15 protein-coding genes and 1 pseudogene are annotated in these 22,233 nt (G+C 68.9%); 8 read left to right on the forward strand and 8 right to left on the reverse strand.

Annotated elements, in window-relative coordinates; translation table 11 throughout:
• Positions 1–87: 87 nt before the first annotated feature.
• A complete protein-coding gene (locus ACFT7S_RS17035) occupies positions 88–588 on the forward strand; it encodes an SRPBCC domain-containing protein (RefSeq protein ID WP_382732350.1) in 501 nt (166 codons plus the stop codon).
• 439 nt (positions 589–1,027) lie between these two features.
• Here ACFT7S_RS17035 and ACFT7S_RS17040 read toward each other — a convergent pair whose 3' ends face one another.
• The 7 genes and pseudogenes from ACFT7S_RS17040 to ACFT7S_RS17070 form a co-directional block, all read right to left on the reverse strand.
• Positions 1,028–2,020 carry a helix-turn-helix domain-containing protein gene (locus ACFT7S_RS17040; RefSeq protein ID WP_382732352.1) on the reverse strand — a complete coding sequence of 331 codons (993 nt, stop codon included), beginning with the start codon at positions 2,018–2,020 and terminating at the stop codon, positions 1,028–1,030.
• Between the two features lie 137 nt (positions 2,021–2,157).
• Positions 2,158–5,865 carry a S8 family serine peptidase gene (locus tag ACFT7S_RS17045; protein ID WP_382732354.1) on the reverse strand — a complete coding sequence of 1,236 codons (3,708 nt, stop codon included), beginning with the start codon at positions 5,863–5,865 and terminating at the stop codon, positions 2,158–2,160.
• Between the two features lie 475 nt (positions 5,866–6,340).
• A complete protein-coding gene (thpR, locus tag ACFT7S_RS17050; protein WP_382732356.1) occupies positions 6,341–6,937 on the reverse strand; it encodes an RNA 2',3'-cyclic phosphodiesterase in 597 nt (198 codons plus the stop codon).
• Positions 6,938–7,217: 280 nt separating this feature from the next.
• Positions 7,218–7,745, reverse strand: coding sequence for a DinB family protein (locus ACFT7S_RS17055; protein WP_382732358.1), 528 nt, complete (start codon positions 7,743–7,745; stop codon positions 7,218–7,220).
• 124 nt (positions 7,746–7,869) lie between these two features.
• A pseudogene (locus ACFT7S_RS17060) lies at positions 7,870–8,961 on the reverse strand (IS630 family transposase).
• Positions 8,962–9,027: 66 nt separating this feature from the next.
• Entirely contained in the window at positions 9,028–10,290 is a 1,263-nt protein-coding gene (locus tag ACFT7S_RS17065) for an MFS transporter (RefSeq protein WP_382732360.1), read from the reverse strand.
• Positions 10,271–10,810, reverse strand: coding sequence for a disulfide bond formation protein DsbA (locus ACFT7S_RS17070; protein ID WP_382732362.1), 540 nt, complete (start codon positions 10,808–10,810; stop codon positions 10,271–10,273). Before ACFT7S_RS17070 ends, ACFT7S_RS17065 begins: the two co-directional genes overlap by 20 nt.
• Before the next feature lie 39 nt (positions 10,811–10,849).
• Here ACFT7S_RS17070 and ACFT7S_RS17075 point away from each other — a divergent pair, with 39 nt between their 5' ends.
• Positions 10,850–11,350 carry a MarR family winged helix-turn-helix transcriptional regulator gene (locus ACFT7S_RS17075; protein WP_382732364.1) on the forward strand — a complete coding sequence of 167 codons (501 nt, stop codon included), beginning with the start codon at positions 10,850–10,852 and terminating at the stop codon, positions 11,348–11,350.
• Between the two features lie 688 nt (positions 11,351–12,038).
• Entirely contained in the window at positions 12,039–13,541 is a 1,503-nt protein-coding gene (locus tag ACFT7S_RS17080; protein WP_382732365.1) for an FG-GAP repeat protein, read from the forward strand.
• A gap of 535 nt (positions 13,542–14,076) precedes the next feature.
• On the opposite strand, the gene ACFT7S_RS17085 is transcribed toward ACFT7S_RS17080, so the two are convergent.
• Positions 14,077–15,222, reverse strand: a complete 1,146-nt coding sequence (locus ACFT7S_RS17085) for an epoxide hydrolase family protein (RefSeq protein WP_382732367.1) — start codon at positions 15,220–15,222, stop codon at positions 14,077–14,079.
• A 63-nt stretch (positions 15,223–15,285) separates the two neighbouring features.
• Here ACFT7S_RS17085 and ACFT7S_RS17090 point away from each other — a divergent pair, with 63 nt between their 5' ends.
• The 5 genes from ACFT7S_RS17090 (at position 15,286) to ACFT7S_RS17110 (ending at position 22,172) form a co-directional block, all read left to right on the forward strand.
• Positions 15,286–16,254 (forward strand): helix-turn-helix transcriptional regulator, encoded by a 969-nt coding sequence (locus tag ACFT7S_RS17090; protein ID WP_382732369.1) that lies wholly within the window; start codon positions 15,286–15,288, stop codon positions 16,252–16,254.
• 407 nt (positions 16,255–16,661) lie between these two features.
• Positions 16,662–17,882 carry a saccharopine dehydrogenase family protein gene (locus tag ACFT7S_RS17095; RefSeq protein ID WP_382732370.1) on the forward strand — a complete coding sequence of 407 codons (1,221 nt, stop codon included), beginning with the start codon at positions 16,662–16,664 and terminating at the stop codon, positions 17,880–17,882.
• 118 nt (positions 17,883–18,000) lie between these two features.
• On the forward strand, positions 18,001–19,500 hold the full coding sequence (locus ACFT7S_RS17100; protein WP_382732372.1) for an APC family permease: 1,500 nt from the start codon (positions 18,001–18,003) through the stop codon (positions 19,498–19,500).
• A gap of 1 nt (position 19,501) precedes the next feature.
• The gene (locus ACFT7S_RS17105; RefSeq protein ID WP_382732374.1) at positions 19,502–19,918 is read left to right on the forward strand and encodes a universal stress protein; all 417 of its coding nucleotides are present in this window, start codon (positions 19,502–19,504) and stop codon (positions 19,916–19,918) included.
• 100 nt (positions 19,919–20,018) lie between these two features.
• Entirely contained in the window at positions 20,019–22,172 is a 2,154-nt protein-coding gene (locus tag ACFT7S_RS17110; protein WP_382732376.1) for a SpoIIE family protein phosphatase, read from the forward strand.
• The last annotated feature ends 61 nt before the right edge of the window (positions 22,173–22,233 follow it).

The raw sequence follows: 22,233 nt of genomic DNA on the forward strand, positions 1-22,233 counted from the left end.
CGCGATGATCACCTGTGGCCGCACCTGTCCTCACATCGCCCCTGGCCAGCGAGATCGCGGTCCACGGACGCGATGCTTAGGATAAGCGTGGTGGTCAATCTCGGCGCCTTCGGTTGGAGGAGGTTCGTGATGACGCACGATGGCGGGCTGAGGCTGCATCTGCGGCGTATCCTCCGCGCACCGCGTTCGGTCGTATTCCGAGCGTTGACCGAACCGCAGGAACTGGCCAAGTGGTGGGGCCCTGACGGGTTCACCATCCCAAGTGTGGAAAGCGACCTTCGACCAGGCGGTAGCTATCGGATCGCGATGCAGCCTCCGGAGGGCGATCTGTTCTGCCTGGTGGGGGAATTTGTTGAAGTCGACCCCCCGGAACGCCTGTCCTACACCTTCCGGTGGGAGGATCCCGATCCCGAGGATCGGGAGACGGTGGTGACGCTGTTGCTTTGCGATATCGGCGGTACACGGGCCGAGTTGGTCTTCAGCCAGGGTGACTTCGCCTCTGAGGAGCGCCAAGCTCTTCACGAGGAGGGCTGGACTCAGAGTCTCAACAAGCTGGAGGAGCTGATGTCGTCGGCTGCGTCGGCCTGAGATCTTTGCCGCGGGGAGGGGCTCTGACGGCGGCCGTACCTGTCTTCGCACCGCCCCTGAACAGCAAGATCGCGATCTACGGCTGGAGCACTGGCTGCTGCTCACCGAGCGGGGCGCTTGTAATTGTGGACGTCAGACTGTTCCATCGGGTGTCGAAGCCTGAGTTGGCCTTCACCTTCGACTGGACCCGCGTGGTCGTGGAGTCACGGGGGTGGCGGTACGGGGTCTGGAGCGAGCCGCACCCGGTGGAGCCGGCGAACATCCGCTTCCTGGCCGGATATCGCAGAGGCCGGCTGTTCGGCCCGGAACTCTTGGATGAGCCGGCCGGGGTGGGGCTCGACGGGGTCTCTGGAGCAGGCCACGGACTCGCTGCCGCGTCATCCGGAACAGCGTCCGTGCCGAGTCTGAAGCAGTCGCATTTCTGAACGGCACAGGACCTTCAGTGTGGCTCTGCCCAGCCGTGTCGGATGGCGTAACCGCCAAGCTGCATCCGGGTCCGAACTCCGGCTATGTCCATGAGGTGGCGCAGGCGTCGGTGCAGCGTGCGCGGTGAAAGACCAAGCTGTGTCGCGGCCGTCTGGTCGGTCAGGCCGGCCAGCAGTAGCGCGAGGATCTTTCGGTCGAGGTCGGTCGGGCCTTCCGCACCGAGCTCGACGGTGGTTTCGGCTTCTCCGCCGGTGCCCGACAGCTCGAGTGGGTGGGCGGTGCGCCATACCGTCTCGAACAGCGCGTCCAACGCATCCAACAGGCCGCTGCGGTGCAGCAGCACGGCGCCGGGCTCTCCGGCTGGTGTGACCGCGAGCGGGACAAGGCCGAGGTCGGCGTCGGCCAGCACGAGTTTCATCGGCAGTTGGTCGGCGACACGCAGTTGCACGCCGTTGCGCAGTGAATCGACCGCATCGGTGATGATGCCCGGCTCTGCCAGCACGGCCCGGTCCAGCACCGCCCGGAAGTGTACGCCGCGGCCGATGGCCACGGGTTCGGCCGTGTTCTCGCCGGGCGGCACGGCGAGGAACGGTGCGGTGATGAAGGTGCGGACCTGCGTGCGGGCTGCCTGCTGTACCTGCAGGAAGCGATGACGGATGGCGTCGACGCCCGTGACGACCTCGATCAGATCGTTGATGCTGCTCCCGGTCATCGCCGCCCGGTGTTCCTCGGCGAGGGTCACCAGTGCCTGCTCAGCCATGCGCAGCCCGTCTCGGCGCTGGCTGATGAGAGGGCCGAGCGCCATGGCCGGCGGCGCGGCGGTGAACTGCTCATCCGCCGACCTGATCACCAGTCCCCACTCGACCAGGCGGGACAAGGCCTTGTCTACGTCGGCTTGCGATACGACAAGCAGATCCGACAGCAGCATCGCGGTGGAGTTCGGCCGTCCGAGTAGCGCCCGGTAGACGCGCTCGTCATCGGGTTCGAGGCCCAGAACATCCAGCATCGTCGATCGACTCTCTTCCGATTGCCGCAGCGGAGAGAGTATGCGCCATGGCGGCAGACCCTGAATAGTCCCTGCTGGGAGCAGGTGTGACGGGAAGGGCCCCGGGGAGTCGACTCCCCGGGGCCCGATGGTGTGGCTCATCGCAGGCCGTACGCCCGGATGATCTCGTTCTTGACGCTGAAGCCGCTGTCCGTCCCGGCGCTGGCGCGGACGGAGAGGAAGCCGCCGGGCTTCTTCGCTGTCCTGAACGAACCCGTCCAGTAGCCGGCGGCGCCCTTGGTCGGGGTCACTTTTTGCCAGGTGGCGCCGTCGTCGTACGAGACATCCAGCTTCACCGTGGTGACGGTGCCCGGCACAGTGCCGCGGTCCATCGACACCGGCTTGAGCGCGATCTGCTGGGTGGCATTGGCCTTGACGTCGCCGTGCAGGTCCGACTCGAGCTTGTAGTCCAGGTTCAGCACCGAGAACCGCTCGAAGGAGTCCGAGTCGACGGTGTCGGACATGAACGTCCACTCGGTGTGGGTGCGCGTCGACAGCCGGAAGGCCTCAGCAGGCCGCTCCGCGTCGAGGACGGCGCGGTAGGGCAGGTTGCCCGACGGCACCTCGATCCACTGCATGTCCGTGCTGTACGGGTTGTCGTGGATCAGCGTGTCGCCCTGGAAGACCTGCAGGTGGGTCGGCGTCTCACCCCACGGCAGGTAGCCGCCCAGCCGCATGTTGTCGCTGGCGGAGGCCCACGCCTGCACGTTCCAGGTCATGTAGTTCTGCCACCGGGAGTTGTACACGCCGAAGGACTCGCCCTGACCGGGCCGGGTCGCCGGAGCGAACCAGTCCAGACGGGTGGTGCTGTCCTTGGCATACGTGTTGTCGCCCGACACCATCACCCACGGCATGTCTCCGTCGACGCCCTGCGCATGGAACTCCCTCCAGACCTGACCCGGGGTCACCCATTCGGTGCGGGTGCCCGGGTGCCACTCGAGCTCGGGGAAGTTGAACGAAGGGCTGAGAGTGAAGTCGGACCGGTAGCCCTCCGCCAGCCCGCCGTCCGTGGCCGAGTGGTAGCGGGCATTGATCCGGGCGAGGTCATCCTGGGTCGGCTTGTAGACGAGGGCCCGGTCCGGCACCTGGCCGGGGTAGTCCCGGGTCAGGTCGTAGACGAACGGCGTGAACTCGGTCTGCTTCGCGGTCAGCTTCAAGATGCCGGCCTTGGCCATCGAGACAAGGGTCCTGCCCGCGTCGCGGTGCACGGTGGCGACCGGGATGCTCGACTCGCCGACGTACTCCATCAGGGCACCGACACCGTCGTTGACCACGATCAGTGCCTTCGCACCGGCCGCGGCCGCGGCCTCGGTGCGCTCCTGCGGCGAGACTTCGTCGCTGCGCTCGATCACGACGAACTTGCCCTTGGCGCTGACCTTCTTGTAGTCGGCCGCCGAGCCGTTGCCCGCGTAGACAGCGGCCAGCCTGTCCGTGGCGGTGCCCAGGGCACTACCCGCCTGCACAAGGGCGTCGAAGCGGAGCCGGCCGCCCAACGTGCTCAGGCTGAGCATCGGCTCGCCCTTGCGCCAGCGGGTGATGAGCATGAACTCGCCCTGCGTCATCGGCTCCGTCGGCGCGACGTAGACGTCGTCGTACGTCGGCGGCAGCACGTACGCGCCTCGGTAGTCCATGAACGGGTCGAGGCCCTTGTAGTGGACGTTGAAGTCGACCTTGCGCTGGCGGTCCTCGGTGCGCTGCGGCGCCTCGGTCTGCAGCAGGCGTGCCTTGCGCGCGTCCAGCACCACGTCCGCGGAGCCGTCCTTGAGCACGGTCTCCGGGTCGACCAGCACGGCCAGACCCGATCGGTCCGCCTTCTCGCCGGCCACGTCGAGGTACGCCGCGACGGTGTACAGGCCGGGTGCCATGCGCATGGTGGTCGAGCCGTCGACGTAGACATTCCACGGCCAGAGGTCGCCGGCCAGGTTGATCGTGACCCAGCCTGCGCCGGGTTTGCCGTCCCGGCCGACCAGCTTGATGTTCAGGTCGTAGCGCTCCTCCTCCTTGAGCAGCGCCATGGAGGTGCGGGTCACCGGCTTCCCGGTGGTCGCATCGGTGCCTATCACGTAGCCGACGTGCCGGCCGGCCGAGGCGGATTGCGGGTCACCGGTCACCGGGACGGCGGCGGTGCCGCCCGCCGGGACGGTCACCGTGGCGGCTCCCAGCGTGAACGGGCCGCCGTCGTTGGTCAGCGCCAGATTCAGCGTGACGTCGGCGGAACCGGTGTTGGTGAAGGTCAGGTCCTTCGTGACGGCAATGTCGCCGGGCTGGTGCGGCCATGTGTAGCTGCCGAAAAAGAGCGATCCGGTGCCGCGGACCGTGGCGCGTACGGCGCCGGCCACGTCGAGACGGCCGGTGCCGACCTCGTACGGCGAGTACCCGTCGGCCAGGCCCTTCGCGGTGCTCATCAGGTGTTCCTTGAGCTGCGCGCCGGTCCAGGCCGGGTGCTGTTGGGCCAGGATCGCCGCCGCGCCGACCACGTGCGGGGTGGCCATCGAGGTGCCACTGAGGGTGCGGTACAGGCCCTCACCACCGTCGGTCATCTCCTGCGAGCGGGCCGCGGTGATGTCCACGCCGGGCGCCGCGATGTCCGGCTTCATGCCGCCGGAGTAGGCCAGCGGGCCGGTGCTGGAGAAGTACGCGAGCTGGTCCTGCTTGTCCGTGGCGGCCACGGTCAGCGCCGAGGCGGCCGCACCCGGGGCGGAGATGCTCTCCGGGCCCGCGTTGCCGGCGGCGATGACGAACAGAGTGCCGTACTGCGCGGACAGGGCGTCAACCGTCTGCGACATCGGGTCGCTGCCGTCCGTCGGGTAGGAGTCGCCGAGGCTCATGTTGACGACGTCCGCACCGGACTCGGCGGCCCACTGCATGCCGGCCATGACCCAGGAGTCCTGGCCGTAGCCCTCCGCGCCGCCGAGCACCTTGCCGACGAACAGGTCGGCGCCGGGGGCGACGCCCTTGTTGTCGCCTCCGGAGGCGGCCCCCGAACCGACGATCGTGCCGGCCACATGCGTGCCGTGCCCGTTGACGTCGGTGACGGCCTCATCCGGCACGAAGCTGGCCGTGCCGTCGATCAGGCCGGCGAAGTCGGGGTGGTTGACGTCGATGCCGGTGTCGAGCACCGCGACCTTGACGCCCCTGCCGGTGTACCCGGCCGCCCAGGCCTCGGGCGCGCCGATCAGCGGCACGCTCTCCTTCAGATTGGCCTTCACGCGACCGTCGAGCCACAGCTTCGCCACACCTGCGCCCAACTTCGCGCTGCCCTGCGGCGCGACGGTGGTCCAGAAGGTGTGGGCATGTCGCTTCTCGGTGCTGAGCACAGCACCATGGATGCCCTTGAGCTTGCGGGTCAGCTTGCTGCCGCGGGGGGCCGTCGGCTCGACGGCCGAGCGAGACGTCGGGTGGGTGTACGTCGCGATCAGCGGCACCGCGGCCGACTTCGCGTCGTCGTAGCCCATCTCGATCAGGTCGGTGACGTTGAACAGCCGGCGGTCCAGCTTGTCCGTGCCCAGGAGCGGCTCCGCCTCGTCCGGGATGACGAACAGGTCACCTTTGATCTCCTGGATCTTTACGCCGCCGATGGCGCTGTCCGGCCGGTCGACGTCGGCGGTCTGCTTGCCGTCGGCCATCGTGGTGACCGTGACGACGTCGCCGGTGACCAGGGTGACCTTGTGAGTCGCCGAGGGCTTGGCGGGAACGGTGGGCTTGCTCGGAGCGGCTTGTGCGGGCGCTTGCAGAACTGCGAGCCCCGACGCCAGCAGCGGCACCGCGGTGGCGACCGAGATCAGCTGCCAGCGTCTGCGCCGCAAGGCGGAAGATAGTGAAGGGGAGAACATGCCATGGGTTTATCGGCCAGTAACACCGACGTGAAGGCCTGATGGAGGCAAGTCCTTGCCATGGCGCGGACTTGCCAGCCGTGGGCCGCACGAATCCGGGCGAAGTCGCACTTTTATCACGTGGGCATTGAGCCAGTGGTTGCAGCGCGAAGCCCTTGGCGACCGCTCGCGGCCCGTAACCGGAGTGCCTGCGTGAGCAGTTCGAGAGCGCCGCGCGATCTGGCGGCTCGGCACCGGCAGTGAGTGGCGGGAGATGCCGTTGGAGTTCGGGGCCTGGCAGACGGTCAACGACGACCAACGACCGCCGAACACTCAGTCCTCTGGGACGCGGTGATGGAACGGTGGTCCCCCCTGCCCCTGCCACAGCCGAAGACGACGACGCCGCACTCGACCATTTCATTGCTTGCTGGGTCGAGTACTGCCTGTCGGCCGACCCTGGTTGGTTCGTTCAAGATCCAGTGCAGTTCCCGTTGCCGAGGGCCCAAGCCTCGATGTCGCGGTAGTGGATCGGTCCACGGCTACGGCCGGCGTTGCTGCCGACCAGGTGCAGACGTTCGGCAGGCCATCGGCGGCCGGTGAATCCGGCGAACCCTTCGGCGATCTCTACTACCGAGGATCGATCTCCTCGGCGTGCACGGGCCAATGTCAGATGCGGGCGCAGGGGCCGATCCTCGAAGGCGACACCGCAATTCTTGACCGCGGTACGCACATCGGCGGCGAGCATGCGCAGCTCATCGAGTTCTCCGTCGATTCCGCTCCACAGCACCCGGTCGTCGAAGCTTCCGCTGCCGCGCAGTGCCAAACAGAGTGGTTGGTGGTCCGCTGCGAGGCTGGCGAGAGGCGGGCGCAGGAGCGGAACGGTCTCGGCCGGTAGCTCCCCGAGGAACGCCAGGGTGATGTGCCAGTCCTCGATGCGGTTCCACCGCATGTGCGGGTGTGTGGCATAGGCGGGGCGCAGCTCCCGGGCTAGTTCTTCTTTCGCGTGGTCGGGCGGGGCGAGGGCGATGAACACGCGAACGGTCGCGGGCTGAATCTGTTCGTTCACACCAGCCTTCGTACCGCATTCGGGTGGTTGAGGCGACGGCCCGGGTAATGCCGGGCGATGCCGAAAGCCGCCCACCGGCGAGGTGGGCGATGACTGTCAACGGCCGTGTGTGGTCTCCGTAGGGGGCCTGGAGTTCGCCCTGCTGGCCCCGCTGGCCGGGCGGGGTGGCTGGGCAGCCGGTGCCAGGGAACGCTCTCAGCCTGCCAGTTCGGTCCGCAGGACGTGCTTGGTCACCTTGCCGGACGGGGTACGCGCGTGGTCTGTTCCGGCCGGTGCTGCGCTACTCGCCGGTGACACCGTCGGCGAGTTCGCGGACCACGTCGAGCTGGCCGACGTGTCGGGTGTACTCCTGCAGCATGTGGAACAGGATCCAGATCAGGGCGGGGTGGTGGTCAGGGGGGTTGAAGCCGCCACCGCTGCGTGCGGGTTGCTGCAGTTCGGCGCCCGCCACGATCTTGCGGGATCGTGCGCACTCGTCCAGGAAGAGGGCTCGGATCTCTTCTGTCGATTCCTCGGCTCCGACCTGCCATTTTCGTGTGTCAGGGTCTTCATCGCCCCAGATGGGATCCACTTGTTCGGCGGCGAACCCCCAGCGGAACCATCGCCGTTCCACGAACGCGAGGTGCTTGAGCAGGGCGAGCGGGGCCCAGCCGGACGGGAGCCTGCTGCTGCGCAGGTCCTCCTCGGACATGCCGTCGAGCTTGCGCAGCAGCGCGGCACGGTAGTAGTCGAGGTAGGCGAGCACCAGCGCGCGGGGGTCGGTCAAGTTGTCCGGCGGCTCTACCGCGGGCTCGGGAGAAGCAGTCATGCGCCGGACGGTAGCGTCGGGCGGCCTCTGCGGACCACTCGATATCGCCGAGACAGCAGGCCTCCTACGGCGCCGCGATCTTCACCAGGTTGTCTCAGGCCGCCTCGGCGAGGGGGCGTCCTCCTCAGCGGATGCCCTTCTGGCTGCGGATGCGGGCGCGCTCGCGGCGTTGGGCGGCCAGCAGGTCGGGTGGTGGGCGTTGGCGTTGCGCCAACGCAGGTAACGCTGGAGCTCGCGGGTCTGGACGGTGTGGTTGGGGTGGTGGGAGTTGGCCAGGGTGAACTGCCGCAGCGACCCGAAGTGCGCCTCGATCGGATTCGCCCAGGAGGCGTTCGTCGGGGTGAAGCACAGCTCGGTCTTGTTCTTCCGCGCCCACTTGCGGATCTTGCTGCCCTTGTGTGCCGAGAGGTTGTCCAGGATCACGTAGATCGGGGCGCCGTCGGGGCGTGCTGCCCGGATGGATTTCAGCGCGTTCAGGGACTGGGCGGCGCCCTTGTGGCGGCGGTTGACGCCCCACAGGGTGTCGTCGCCGACCGAGTAGCAGCCGTGGAAATAGGTGACCCCGTGGGTGCGGTGGTAGGTCGCTGGAACCCGGTCGGGCCGGCCCGCCTTCGCCCGGCAGGACCCGCCGGTGGGGCGGATGCCGAGCGGTCCGAACTCATCGAAGGCGAAGACCCGGTCGGGGAAGTGGTCCAGGACGTGCTCGATCCGGTCGAGCTTGGAATCGCGGTCGGGGTCAGTGGACTCCTTCCACGTCTTGGTGCGCTGGAAGGTGATCCCGCGGCGAGCGAGAAGGCAGCGCAGGGCCTCGCGGCCGATGCGGATCAACCGGCCGTGGACACGTCGCAGGTAGGCGGCGAGTTTACGGATCGACCAACGGGTGAAGGGCTGGCCGAGCTTGACCGGGCGGGTGGTGGCCGTCTGGATGACGAAGTCCTCGTCATCAGTGCTGAGCTGGCGGGGACGGCCTCCCGCCCACTGAGGGTCCAGGCAGGCCAGCCCGATCTCGTTGAACCGGTGGATCATATCGCGGACTGTGTCCTCGTCGGCCTGCACCAGCTGGGCGATCACCGGCACTCGGTTGCCGCCGGGCTGAGGCCGGCAGCATCATCGCGCGCCGGTACCGCACCGTACTGGTACTGCCCCGGCGCACGATCCGCTGTAACCGCTGGCCTTCCAGATCTGTCAGTCTCCGGACCCTGACCGGCTCCGCCACCACGCCTCCCCGAACCTTGGGTGTCCGCCCACATCCTGGGGGGCCACGGGCAGGACTGGCCCACGATCAGCGAGCTGGCGATCCGACTGGAGTGGTGGCGGTGGCTTTCCGAGTGCTGCTGACGACGTGCGCCGGCAGCACTTGCTCGGCGCGCAGCAGGATCGCGGCGCCGGTCAGGACAATCAGTGCCAGAACTGTCCACACGTGCCACTGCCCGGCATCGAGTAGGAATCCCAGCAGCATGGGCGCGATGGTGCGGCAGACCGACCAGGACAGCTGATAGATCGACAGGTACCGTCCCCGCAGGTGATCGGGGGCGGCCTGGATCGACAGGCTCTGCGACGGTGCGGAGTGGATGAGTTCACCGGCGGTGTAGAGCACCGCGACCGCCAGGACGGCGACGATGGCGCCGGCGCCGCTGGTTAGTTGGGGAAGGGCCGCGAAGGCGGCGAAGGAGAGCGCGAAGATGACTGCGCCGGACGCGGCCGTGCGGGTGCGCCTCCCGCGCAGGGTCAAGCGGGCGACCGGGACACCGAGCGCGGCGACCAGGGCGGTGTTGAGTGCGAACACGGCTCCGGCCAGGGCGTCGGGGATGCCGACGTCGCGGGTGAGGAAGATCGGTAGGGCGATGGCCTGGGTGGTGTAGCCGAAGGCGATCAGGAAGTTGGCAGTCGTGATGAGCAGGTAGGGGCGGTCGGCGAGCACCTGCCGGTATCCGCCCCGGGGACCCTCCGGCGCCCTGGCCCCGCCCTGGACGGCCGGGATCCGGGACACCAGCACAGCGGCGATGGCGAACACCGTGGCCAGAACCACGGCAGCGCCGGTGAATCCGGCGCTGCCGTTCCACGCCAGCATGCCCGCCGCCGCCATGCTGCCGAATCCCATGCCGGCGTTGCGTAGGCTGCGGTCCCATGCCAGCAGCCGGTCACGCTCGGGGCCTTGGGCGATCTCGCCGATGAGAGCGTGCTGGCTGGGCGATGAGGCCCACATCCCCACCGCGACCACCAGGGCGATCGCCAGGAATGCGGGATAGGAGTCGGCGAACGGGTAGGCGGCGAAACCGGCCGCGCGCAACGCGAGCACGCCGATGAGCACCTGCCGGCCGCTGAACCGGTCGATGAGGATGCCTGCGACCGGCATGAACAACAGGGCGCAGAGCCCGGCGACAGTCAGGCCCGCGCCGATCGACGTCAGCGACAGGCCGGTGAGCGAGTGGACGAACAGCATCGTCAGCGGCACGTATATGCCGTCGCCGATCGAGCTGACCAGGCTCGCGGTGATGAGTCTGCGCCGGGTGCGAACCCCGGGTTCAGCGGAAGTCGAGCGCACCGCGACCCCGCTTCAGCTCGGCGAATGCCCCTGTCCCGGCCAGGGTCCCAGTGGCCTGGAACAGCCGGATCGCTTCCTCGCTTTTCGGTACGGAGGTGAGGACGGGGCCGAAGAAGCCGACGCCGTCCACGGTGACGACGGGCGTCCCGGCCTCCTGGCCGACCGCTTCCTGACCGGCCTGGTGGCCGGCGCGCAGGGCCGCGTCGGTATGTGCGGCCTTGGCCAGGGACGCGGGCAGTCCCAGTTCGTCGAGGGACTCGGTGATGACCGTGTCGTAGTCCTTGTTGCGCCCCACATGGATGCGGCCGCCGAGCGCGGTGTGGAGCTCGCACGGGACGGTGTTGCCGTGGAGGGCTTCGGCGGCCGCGCACACCCGGGCCGGGCCCGCCCGGTCGTTGAACTCGCGGTACCAGGGTTCGAGGTCGCGATGCTCGCGGGAAGTGACCCAGGCGAAGGGGCAGGTGGCATCGAAGTAGAGGACGACCGGCACGGCGGCACGAGGAACAGATTCATCTTCCATGGAAGGTAATTTATCATCCGTGGAAGGTATGGTGAAGGCATGCAGACCGACGCCATCGCCGCCATCGTCGAACAGTGGAAACGCGAGCGCCCCGATCTGGACGCGGCACCGATGCTCGTCATGGGGCGGCTCTTCCGACTCACGGACGCGCTGGATCAACGGCTACGCCCGCCCTTCCAGGCCGCGGGTCTGGGTGGCGGTGACTTCGACGTGCTGGCGGCGCTCCGGCGTTCAGGGGAGCCCTATGCGCTGTCCGCAGGCGAGCTCAGCCGCACCGTCCTGGTCACCACCGGCGCGATCAGCAAGCGGGTCGACCGGCTCGAAGCCCGTGGCCTGGTCAGCAGATCCGTCGCCGAGAGCGATTCGCGCGGACGCCTCGTCACCCTCACCGCCGAGGGCAGCGAACTGACCGACGAGCTCATCGCCGTCCACCTGGACAACCAGCGGCGGCTCCTCTCCGGGCTCAGCGCAGACGAGCAGACGCGGCTTGGCGACCTACTCGAACGACTCGCTTCAACGCTGGCCGCAAGTGATGGCTAGACTGACAGAACGTCAGCGTGTCCAGCCATGCCTGGATGCTCTTCGAGCCGACCGCGGCGACACGCTGACGGACGATCTGCTCCGCAGACTGCCGCCACGACCGGCGTGAGCGCCGAAAGGCCGTCGCACCAGTCCTTTGACCTGCGACTTCAAGTTGGCGGAAGCTCCGTGGTGTGCATCGGATGCGCATACTGGTGCGCGGCCGTCCCGGTGAGTGCCTCGCCCGGCGCCACCCGCCGCGGTGATCTTTTCGAAGCACTGGCGAAGCACGTCTCCGGGGGTCGCGGAACGTCATACCGGCGCTTTCGCTCAGCCGCGCGGCTCGACCTGCGGGGTGACGAGGACGGGTGCAGTCCGCATCGGCGGCAGCGACGACACCCCTTTCGCCTCCGTGGCGCGGGCTGAGACCGCCCTCCTTCGGACGACCGTCCGGCGAGGCGTACAACCCTGGACGAACCTCGGATGTCTTCAAGGTGAGTGCAATACGGGCATTGGCCTCACCGCGCTATCCGACGGGGGGAGGTCGCACATGATTCCACGCCGTTGCCTGGCACTCCCGGGTACCTGCACCGGTCTGTGCTTCGCCGTCTCGCGGGGAACTGACCGCGTACCGCCGCCGCCCCACGCACAATCCACCGCGGCTGAGCGGGACGCCGTAGGCAACCTAGGAGACCAAGGAGGTTCTACTGTGCGTCATATCAGAAGCGCGGCTCTCACGGCCGCGGCACTCCTCACCATTGGTGGCGGTGCCGTGTTTACGGCCCCCGCGGCACAGGCCGCAGTGCCCTTTCCGTCCATCGGCTGGCAGCAGCGCAATTGCGACTACGACGGAAACGGCTTCGACGACGTGCTGATCGGCGCCCCGGGCGCCACGGTGAGCGGAGCCACGGGCGCCGGCTACGTATCCGTGCAGTACAGCTCGTCAAGCGGTCTCAGCACCACCAAGAAGAGCATCCTCCACCAGAGCACCTCGGGCGTCCCGGGCGGTGTCGAGGCCGGCGACGGTTTCGGGCAGGCCGTGGCCTCCGGCGACCTGGACAACGACGGCTACGACGACGCGATCGTCGGCATCCCCGGCGAGGACCTGGCCGGGTTGTTCAACGCGGGCGGCGCCATCGTCTTCTGGGGGTCGCCGAGCGGACTTCATGGGGCCGACAGCGCCTGGCTGGAGAACCCCGGCCAGCCGCGGGCCGGCGCGAACTTCGGGCGGGCGATCGAAGCGGCCCGGTACTTCGCCCCGGACCCGGCGGACCCGGACGCCAACCCGCGGGACAGCATTGCCGTCCTGGAGAACGACACGCTGCTGTTCTTCACCTCCCCGCCGGGAGCGGCGGCCCAGCGGCTGAAGCCGGCGGACGAGGGAGTCCATGCTCTGGACGCGACCCCGCTGGAGACCGGCTTCACCCTCCGGAGCCTCAGCCACGGCAACTACAACGAGGACGCCTGGGCGGACCTGGCGATCTCCGGGGTGACCACCGGCGACCAGCCGGGCATCGGCGCCACCCAGGTGCTCCACGGCGCACCCAGCGTCGAGGCGCTGCGAGACGGCGGCGTGTTCGAGGGCGGTCCCGCGGTCGTCTCCAGCGACTTCAACCAGGACGGCCAGGACGACCTGGTCATCGGCGATACGGGGGTCGGCTCGCCCGTCGGAGGATCCGCCTCCGTCTATCTGGGCAAGGGCGACCTCTCCGGCCTCGACCCGACCCCGGCGCAGACGTGGACGCAGGACTCCCCGGGCGTCCCCGGCGGAGCCGAGGCCGGCGACCGGTGGGGCGCCGAGATGTCCTCCGGTGACACCAACGGCGACGGCTTCCCGGACCTGGCCATCGGCGCGCCCGGGGAGGACATCGGCTCCGTCTCCAACGCGGGTGCGGTCTGGGCGCTGCGCGGCGCTCCGGGCGGGCTGACGGCGACCGGGGCGCGCAGCTTCGACCAGAACCACCCGGACATCCCCGGCGGGGCGGAGGCATCGGACCGCTGGGGCGGTCAGGTGCGGCTGATCGACGCCGACAAGGACGGCTTCTTCGGCCTGCTGGCGGCGGCGCCAGGCGAGAACACCAACGACGGCTTCGCATGGGTCATCCCCGCGTCCTCGTCGGGGCTGGTCGCCAAGGGTACGTGGACCTACGACGGGACACGCCTCGGGGCTCCGGTGGCCAATGCACAGTTCGGGGCAGCGATCGACGAGTAGCGGAAGCCTCAAGGAGGGCTGGGAGTTCACCGGGAATCAATAGAACTCACCAGTCCTGTATGGCCCTTGGGTCACGCCAGTGGCCGTCTGGTCGCCGAGGGTGGCGTTGCGCCCGTGACGCATCGGGCACAGCGCCACGAAACAATCGCGTCTGCTCCGGCCCCGGGGCGCGTTCGCCGACTTCAACCAGTACGGGTACGCGGATGTGGCATTCCCCCGGGCAACTCCTATGTGAACGGGCGCGACGGGGCCGGGCGGATCGTCGTGCAGTACGGCTCGACCAACGTCCGGCCGTCGACAAGCGGCTGACGCTCAGCCAGGACAGCTCCTTCTTCTGTGCGGCCCAACACCGGTCCCCGTAACGGGGTGGGCTCGTGCCAGGTGTTCCGTCCCAGTCGGCCATGTGCGTGGGAGCAGCCCGAGGCTCTTGCCGGTCAGGGTGAACGCGAAACGGTTCAGCCCGGGCAGTTCTGGCCTGGCGATTCAAAGCCAAACCGGGACTGCCCGGGCATTCTCGCGGTGACAACCGGAGGTGTCAGCCTCCGAGCGTGCCGAAGAAGGCGCGGACATCGGTGACGAACGCCTCGGGCTGCTCCAGTGCGAGGAAGTTGCCGCCGTGCTCCAGCTCGCTCCAGTGGGTGATGTTGTGATCCCGCTCGGCGAAGCGGCGGATGGCGATGTCGGTCTTCAGGGCGACGGCCACGCCGGTCGGGACGGTGCCGCGCGCCTTCGGGGCCCAGGCGCTCGGGTCGTGGCCCGACTCGTAGTAGAGGTTCGCCGAGGAGCCCGCCGTGCCGCTGAACCAGTAGACGCTGACGTTGGTCAGCAGGCGGTCGCGGCCCACGGCGTCCTCGGGGAGCTCGGCGGCGGGGTCCGTCCACTCCTTGAACTTCTCCGCGATCCAAGCGAGTTGGCCGACCGGCGAGTCGTGCAGTCCATAGGCGAGTGTCTGCGGGCGGGTGGACTGGATGGCGTTGAAGCCCATCTTGTCCTGCTGGAAGGTCTCCAGGCGGGCCAGCCGCTCCTGCTCGGACTCGGTCAGCCCGTCGAATTCGGCGGGGTCTCCGGAAGGGAAGGTGACCAGACCGTTGACGTGGATGCCGATGACCTGGTCGGGCGCCTGGCGCCCCATCTCGGCGGCAATCCAGGCGCCGCCGCCCGTTCCCTGAACGCCGTAGGACCTGTAGTCGAGCCGGTCCATCAGCTCGACGAATGCGCCTGCGATGCGGCCGGTATTCCAGCCGGCCTCGCCGAGCGGGCCGGAGAAGCCGGTACCGGGCGTTGAGGTCACGATGACGTGGAAGTCCTTCGTCAGAGGCTGGATGACCTCGACGAACTGCACGAACGAGCAGGGCCAGTCATGCAGCAGCAAAAGCGGGACGGCCGCCGGGTTCTGCGAACGGACGTGCAGGAAGTGGATGTTCTGGCCGTCGATTTCGGTCGTGAACTGGGGGAACTCATTGAGCTCCGCCTCCGCCTTGCGCCAGTCGAAACCGTCGGCCCAGTACGCGGCCAGGGACTTGAGGTAGTCGGTGGGCACGCCCCGGCTCCAGCCGGCTCCAGGGATCTCGCTGCCCCAGCGAGTACGTGCCAGCCGCTCCCGGAGGTCGTCGAGCTCGTCCTGCGGGACGTCGATGCGGAACGGGCGGATCCGGGGGTCGGTGTTGCTGCTGCTCTCCATGGGTAAAACAGTATCTTCAATATAGGCACGATTGGTTCCTAATGACACAACAGGCTGGGCTCCATGCTTGATACCTCCGCACGTTTGCTGCGCCTGCTCTCTCTGCTGCAGACCCCGCGAGCTTGGCCGGGCTCAGAACTGGCCGAGCGCCTGGGGGTGAGTGGCCGTACCGTCCGCAACGACATCGACCGATTGCGCGAGCTCGGCTATCCCGTGGACGCCACACGCGGATCTACCGGCGGCTACCGGCTGGGCGCCGGGGCGGCGATGCCGCCGCTGCTTCTGGACGACGAGGAAGCCGTAGCAGTGACGGTCGCCTTGCGCACGGCTGTGCAGGGCGCCGTCCCCGGCACGGAGGAGACCTCTCTGCAGGCGCTGGCCAAGCTGGAGCAGGTGCTGCCCTCGCGGCTGCGCCGACGCGTACGGGCACTCCAGGCGTACACGGTCGCCGTGCCGGCCGATCGTCCGGCCCCGACCGTCTCCGCGGATGTGCTCACTACCCTGGTGTCGGCCTGTCGTGACCGGGAACGACTTCGCTTCGACTACCTGAATCACGCCGGCTCGCCCACCCGCCGCCTGGTCGAGCCGTATCGGGCGGTGAACTGGGGACAGCGCTGGTACCTGGTGGCGTGGGACGTGGAGCGCGAGGACTGGCGTACCTTCAGGATCGACCGAATTCAGCCCCGCACCCCGACCGGCCCGCGCTTCGCCCCGCGCGAACTGCCTGGCGGCGATGCCGCGGCGTATGTCTCCCTACGTGTGTCGAGTGCGGCCTGGCGCCACCGCGCGCGGGTGCTCGTCCATGCCCCGGCAGCGGCGGTGATCGAGCAGATCAACCCCGCGGTCGGCACGGTCGAGGCAATCGACGCCGACAGCTGCGTCCTCATCACCGGTGCCGATACGGTGCAGACACTGGCTGTCTACCTGGGCATGCTCGACTTCGACTTCGACGTCACCGAGCCCGCGGAATTGGTCACTTACCTGCGCCGGCTCGGAGACCGCTATGCCCGCTCGACACCTCCTGCCCACTGAGGCGACAGACCCGGCAATCCCTCAGTGGACCGCGAGGGGCGCTACTCAGCCACCCTGGCCCGTCGCTACCGGGTGACCGTCGGGACGGGGCAGGGGACCGGAAACGGATCAGAAACGGATCACCGCGTACCTCACGGTGCATCCGTGGTGAGCGGCCTGTTCGCGCGGTAGTTGCTCACTGGTGACACCGGGTGGGGCACCTGGTGACACCAGCGGGCAACGGCGCCACGGGGCACGCGGTCGCAAGTCCGACTGGACCACTCTCCGGAACACGGACGCCCCCGGACCGAGGACATCGCCCGCACGGTTGCCCGCCGACGGGCCCTCCGGCTGTTACCGTCCTCGCCCCACCGGACGGCACTGGCGCGCCCACTGCCGCAGCAGCAGGGCAAAGGAGTGGTGCACCCATGCGTGTCCTCTTGATCGGAGCGGGAGGCGTGGGCACGGCGATCACCAGGATCGCTGCCCGTCGGCAGTTCTTCGAGCATATGACGGTTGCCGACTACGATCTCGGGCGGGCGGAGAGCGCTGTCGAGGCTCTCGGGGAGCACGGGCACCGGTTCGCCGCCGCCAGGCTGGACGCCTCGGACCCGGCGGCCGTACGCGCCGCCCTCGGAGAACACCGCTGCGACGTACTGCTCAACGCCACCGACCCCCGTTTCGTACTGCCCCTGTTCGAGGCGGCACTGGCCCACGGTGCGCACTATCTCGACATGGCGATGTCCCTGTCCCGGCCGCACCCGTCCCGTCCGTACGAGGAGTGCGGAGTCAAGCTCGGGGACGCGCAGTTCGAACGGGCCGCCGAGTGGGAGGCGGCGGGCCGCCTCGCGCTGGTGGGTATGGGGGTGGAGCCCGGCCTCTCGGACGTGTTCGCCCGGTACGCCTCCGACGAACTCTTCGACGAGATCGAGGAGATCGGCATCCGCGACGGCGCCGATCTGGTCGTGGAGGGCTACGGGTTTGCCCCGTCCTTCAGCATCTGGACGACCATCGAGGAGTGCCTGAATCCACCGGTCGTGTACGAGGAGGGACGGGGCTGGTTCACCACTGCCCCCTTCAGCGAACCGGAGGTCTTCGACTTTCCCGAAGGCATCGGGCCGGTGGAGTGCGTCAATGTAGAGCACGAGGAAGTGCTTCTGGTACCTCGATGGCTCAAGGCCCGGCGGGTCACGTTCAAGTACGGTCTCGGCGACGAGTTCATCGGGGTGCTCCGGACGCTCCACAAGCTGGGCCTCGACCGGACGGACCCCGTCCACGTTAACAGCGGGTCGGGCCGGGTCGCAGTCTCCCCCCGCGACGTCGTCGCCGCTTGTCTGCCCGACCCGGCCGGACTCGGCGAGCGGATGCACGGGAAGACGTGCGCGGGCACCTGGGTGAAGGGCGTCAAGGACGGCAGGCCCAGAGAGGTCTACCTGTACCACGTGGTCGACAACCAGTGGTCCATGCGGGAGTACGGCTCCCAGGCCGTGGTCTGGCAGACCGCGATCAACCCCGTCGCCGCCCTCGAACTCATGGCGTGCGGCACCTGGAGCGGCAGCGGAGTGCTGGGCCCCGAGGCCATGCCGCCCCGGCCGTTCCTCGATCTGCTGACGGAGTACGGCGCACCGTGGGGCATGCGCGAGCAGTGACCGCGCCCGGACGGCATCCGGGTGCTTCCGGCTGACATGCGCGCCCGAAAGTACCTAAATACGATGGAGTGGATACATTCCGCTCGATTCTTGAGGCCCGTGACCGGAGCGAGGGAGCATGGCAGAGGCAGAGGATTTGGCCCGACCGGCACCACCGGCGAGCTTGAAGCCGAACGCGATCGGCTTCGTCGATGCGCTGGTCATTGGATTGAACGCCACGTCCCCGGCCTACTCCGTGGCGGCCGTCATCGGCCCGATCGTGGCGCTCGTCGGTATCTACGCCCCGGGGGTGCTCTTCGCCTCGTTCGTGCCGATGCTGTTGATCGCCTCCGCGTTCTACTACCTGAACAAGGTCGATCAGGACTGCGGCACGACATTCTCGTGGGTCACTCGCGCGATGGGGCCGTGGGCCGGGTGGCTCGGCGGCTGGGCCATCGCGATGACCGGGGTTCTGGTGATCGGGTCCCTGGCGGACGTCGCCGTCAGTTTCGGCCTGCTGGCCTTCGGGCTCGACAGCTGGGCGGAGAACGAATTCCTGCGCCAGCTTCTCGCCGTGCTCCTGATCCTGGTGATGACGGGCCTGTGCGTCATCGGGACGGAGCTGTCGGCCAAGGTGCAGAACGTTCTCATCCTGGCGCAGGTCGCCTTCCTGCTGGTCTTCGTGATCGTGGCTCTCTACCGCGTTTACGCCGGTACGACGTCGTTCGATTCCATCAAACCCTCGGCCGAGTGGCTCAACCCCTTCGGGGCTGGCGGCGCGGCCCTCACGGGCGGGCTGCTGCTGGGCGTTTTCGTCTACTGGGGCTGGGAGTCGGCGGTCAATCTCACCGAAGAGGTCAGGGACTCCGCCAGCGCTCCCGGCAGGGCCGGTGTGTGGTCGACCGTCATTCTGCTGGTGACCTACCTGTCCGTCGGCTTCGCGGTCGTCGCTTTCGCCGGAACGACGTACCTGGCCGACAACGCCGCGGAGGAGGAGTTCATCTTCGCCCTTCTCGCCGGTGAGGTGATGGGCGGCTGGGACTGGATCGTGCTGCTCGCGGTCGCGACCTCCGCACTGGCCTCGACCCAGACCACCATCATCCCGGCGTCGCGCACGGCGCTGTCGATGGCCCGGCGGCACGCGCTGCCGACGCACTTCGCGCGCATCCACCCGCGGTTCCGGACCCCCGACGTGAGCACGTGGTGGGTGGCCGGCATCGCCATCGCCTGGTATCTCGTCGTGAACCAGATCAGCGAGAACGCCCTCTTCGACTCGCTGACGGCACTGTCCTTGCTCATCGCCTTCTACTACGCGCTCACGGGTGTCGCCTGCGCGGTCTACTACCGCCGCCATCTGACGGAGAGCGTCCACAACTTCCTCCTCATCGGCCTCGGCCCGCTGGTCGGCGCCGGGCTGCTGACCTGGCTGCTCGTGCGGTCAGTGATGGACATGTCGGACCCGGCGAACTCCTACAGCGGAACCTCGTGGTTCGGGCTCGGCCCTCCGCTCGTCATCGGCATCTGCATCAGCATCGTCGGTGTGGTGATCATGGTCGTGTGGCGGCTCCGGTCGGCCGCCTTCTGGACCGAGCGCCGGAGTGTGGTCGATCCCGACCTCGTGCACGGCAAGGAGTCCTGAGATGTCGGTGGTCCTCGGGTACGACGAGTCACCCGGAGCCGCACGCGCCCTGCGCATCGCGGTCGAGGTGGCCGCCGCATTCGGTGAGCGGCTCGTCCTGGTCTACGGAGCGGCGCCCCCCGGCCCCTCCGGCGAGGAGTACAGGTCCCACTACGAGGCCATCCGCCAGGCCGGGCGTACGGGACTGGAACACGCCGTCGCGGCGGCCGACGAGGCAGGCGTACCGGCCACCGTCGAGGTCATCGACAAGAATCCGGCACAGGCACTGATCGACGCCGCCGCACGCCACGGAGCGAGGGTCATCGTCGTGGGCAGCTGGGGCGAGAGCCCGATCCGAGGGGCACTGCTCGGCTCCACCCCCCACAAGCTGCTGCATCTGTCGACCGTGCCGGTGCTCTGCGTGCCCACCGAGGAATGAGCTGTCCGGACGCCCCGTGCGGATACGTGGTCACCGCGACCGGCAGGCGGTCGGCCCGTAGCGCGGAGCCCCCAGACACGAGTGGGCGTATTGTCCGTATATGGAGAACGGGCGGTCCAGTATCGGCTTCGACGCCGCAACAGGCTCGAACCTGGAGCTCCTGAATCCCATCGTTGCTCATGTCGTACGGGAAACCGGCGCGTCCGTGGCCATGGTCTACCTGCTGCCGCCGGGCGGGACCACCTTGTGGCTGGCGCTGCTGGCAGGAGTGCCCGGTCCGTTCGCCACACCGTGGACAAGGGTCGCGGAGTCCGCTCCCATTCCGGTCGCCGACGCGGTGCGGGAGCGGCACCTGGTTTGGATCGGCAGCCAGCAGGAGATGGCCCGCCGCTATCCTCGCCCCGCCCTTATCGTGCCGTACAGGTTCTCGCTGGCCGCCGCCCCGGTCTTCACCGGCACCAGGGACTGGGGCGGGCTCGTGCTGCTGTGGCCCGGCTCCCACTCGAACCAGCTGCTGCCCCACGAACGCGATGCACTGAGCGCGTGCTGCCACGGCCTCGGCATGCTCCTGCGCCAGGCGGAGGCCGGAGGGTGCCCGGTCCTGCCGGGAGACCAGCCGCGGATGCTGCCCACGCCTGAACCCCGCACTCCGGATCCGGCCGACGCCGCTGCCGCTGTCGGGTTCATCGAGCGGCTGCCGGGGGGCTCCTGCGCCCTGGACCTCGACGGAGTGCTCACCTATGCCAACGGCGCCGCCGCGGATCTCGTCGGGGTCCCGGCGTCCGAACTCTTGGGCACGCTCCCGTGGGAATCGCTGCCCTGGCTCGCCGATCCGTACTTCGAGGACCAGTACCGGGCCGCGGTGATCAGCCGCCAGCCGACCTCGTTCACCGCGCTGCGCCCACCGGACCGCCTGTTGTCCTTCTGCCTCTACCCGGATGCCTCCGGCGTGAGCGTGCAGATCGACACCGCCGCCGCGGACGCGTCGGACCAAGAGCCGGCGGACACCCTGGCGCGGCGGTCGCCACCGCCGGCCGCACCGAGCCGGGCCACCGCCCTGTACCACCTGATGCACCTCGCCGCGACGCTCACGGAGGCTGCCAGCACGCAGGACGTGGTCGACCTCGTCAGCGATCAGCTCATGCCCGCTCTCAAAGCCCAGGCCCTCGCAGTGATGACCGCGGCAGAGGGCCGACTGCGGATCGAGGGCCACCCCGGCCACATCGGCGCGCACATGGCTCGCTTCGACGGTGCGCCCCTGACCTCGGACACCCCTGCCGCGCACGTCCTCACCACCGGCGATCCCTGTTTCTTCGCCACCGCCGGGGAACTGAGGCACGCCTACCCCCACTCCGGTGTCGGGGACGGCATGGCGGCCTGGGCCTTCCTCCCCCTGGTCGCCTCGGGTCATCCCGTCGGTTCGTTGGTGCTCGCCTACGACCGGCCCCGCCCGTTCGTACCGGAGGAGCGCGCGCTCCTCGCCTCGATCGCGGGACTGATCGCCCAGGCCCTGGACCGGGCCCGCCTCTACGATGCGAAGAACCACCTGGCCCACAGCCTGCAGGCCGGACTCCTTCCGCACTCCCTGCCGCAGATCGCCGGCCTGGACGTGGCCGCCCGCTACATCCCCGCCACCCGCGGAATGGGCATCGGCGGTGACTTCTACGACCTGATCCGGCTCGACGCCACCACCGCGGCCGTAGCCATCGGCGACGTGCAGGGCCACAACGTGCAGGCAGCCGCCCTCATGGGACAGGTCCGTACCGCGGTGCACGCCTCCGCCGGCGCCCCTCCCGACGAAGTCCTCGCCCGCACCAACCGGCTGCTCACCGACCTCGATCCGGGCCTGTTCACCAGCTGCCTGTACGCCCACATCGACCTGCCCGGGCACCGCGCGCTGCTGGCCACCGCGGGACACCCGCCACCGCTTCTGCGTCACCCCGACGGGCACGCCGAGGTCCTGAGCCTGGCTCCCGGCCTGTTGCTCGGCATCGATCCCGCCGCCCGCTACCCCACGACCGAGATCCCCCTGCCGCCGGGCTCCGCTCTCGCCCTGTACACCGACGGCCTCGTCGAGGCTCCCGGCGTCGACTTCGACGAGGCGACCGCCGACCTCGCCCGCCACTTCGAACAGGCCACGGGGCAGACCATGGACGCCCTCGCGGACACACTCGTCCGCTATGCCGAGCGGTCCACACCCGGCAGCGACGACATCGCCCTGCTCCTTGTCGACGCACTGCGGGCAGGCGCGTAGCCGCTGCGCCGGTACGGCTCCGGGAGCCACCGCGGCGTACTGGCGAGCCAGGCAGAGTGCG

The organism is Streptomyces sp. NPDC057136, assembly GCF_042670885.1.
Taxonomy (GTDB): domain Bacteria; phylum Actinomycetota; class Actinomycetes; order Streptomycetales; family Streptomycetaceae; genus Streptomyces.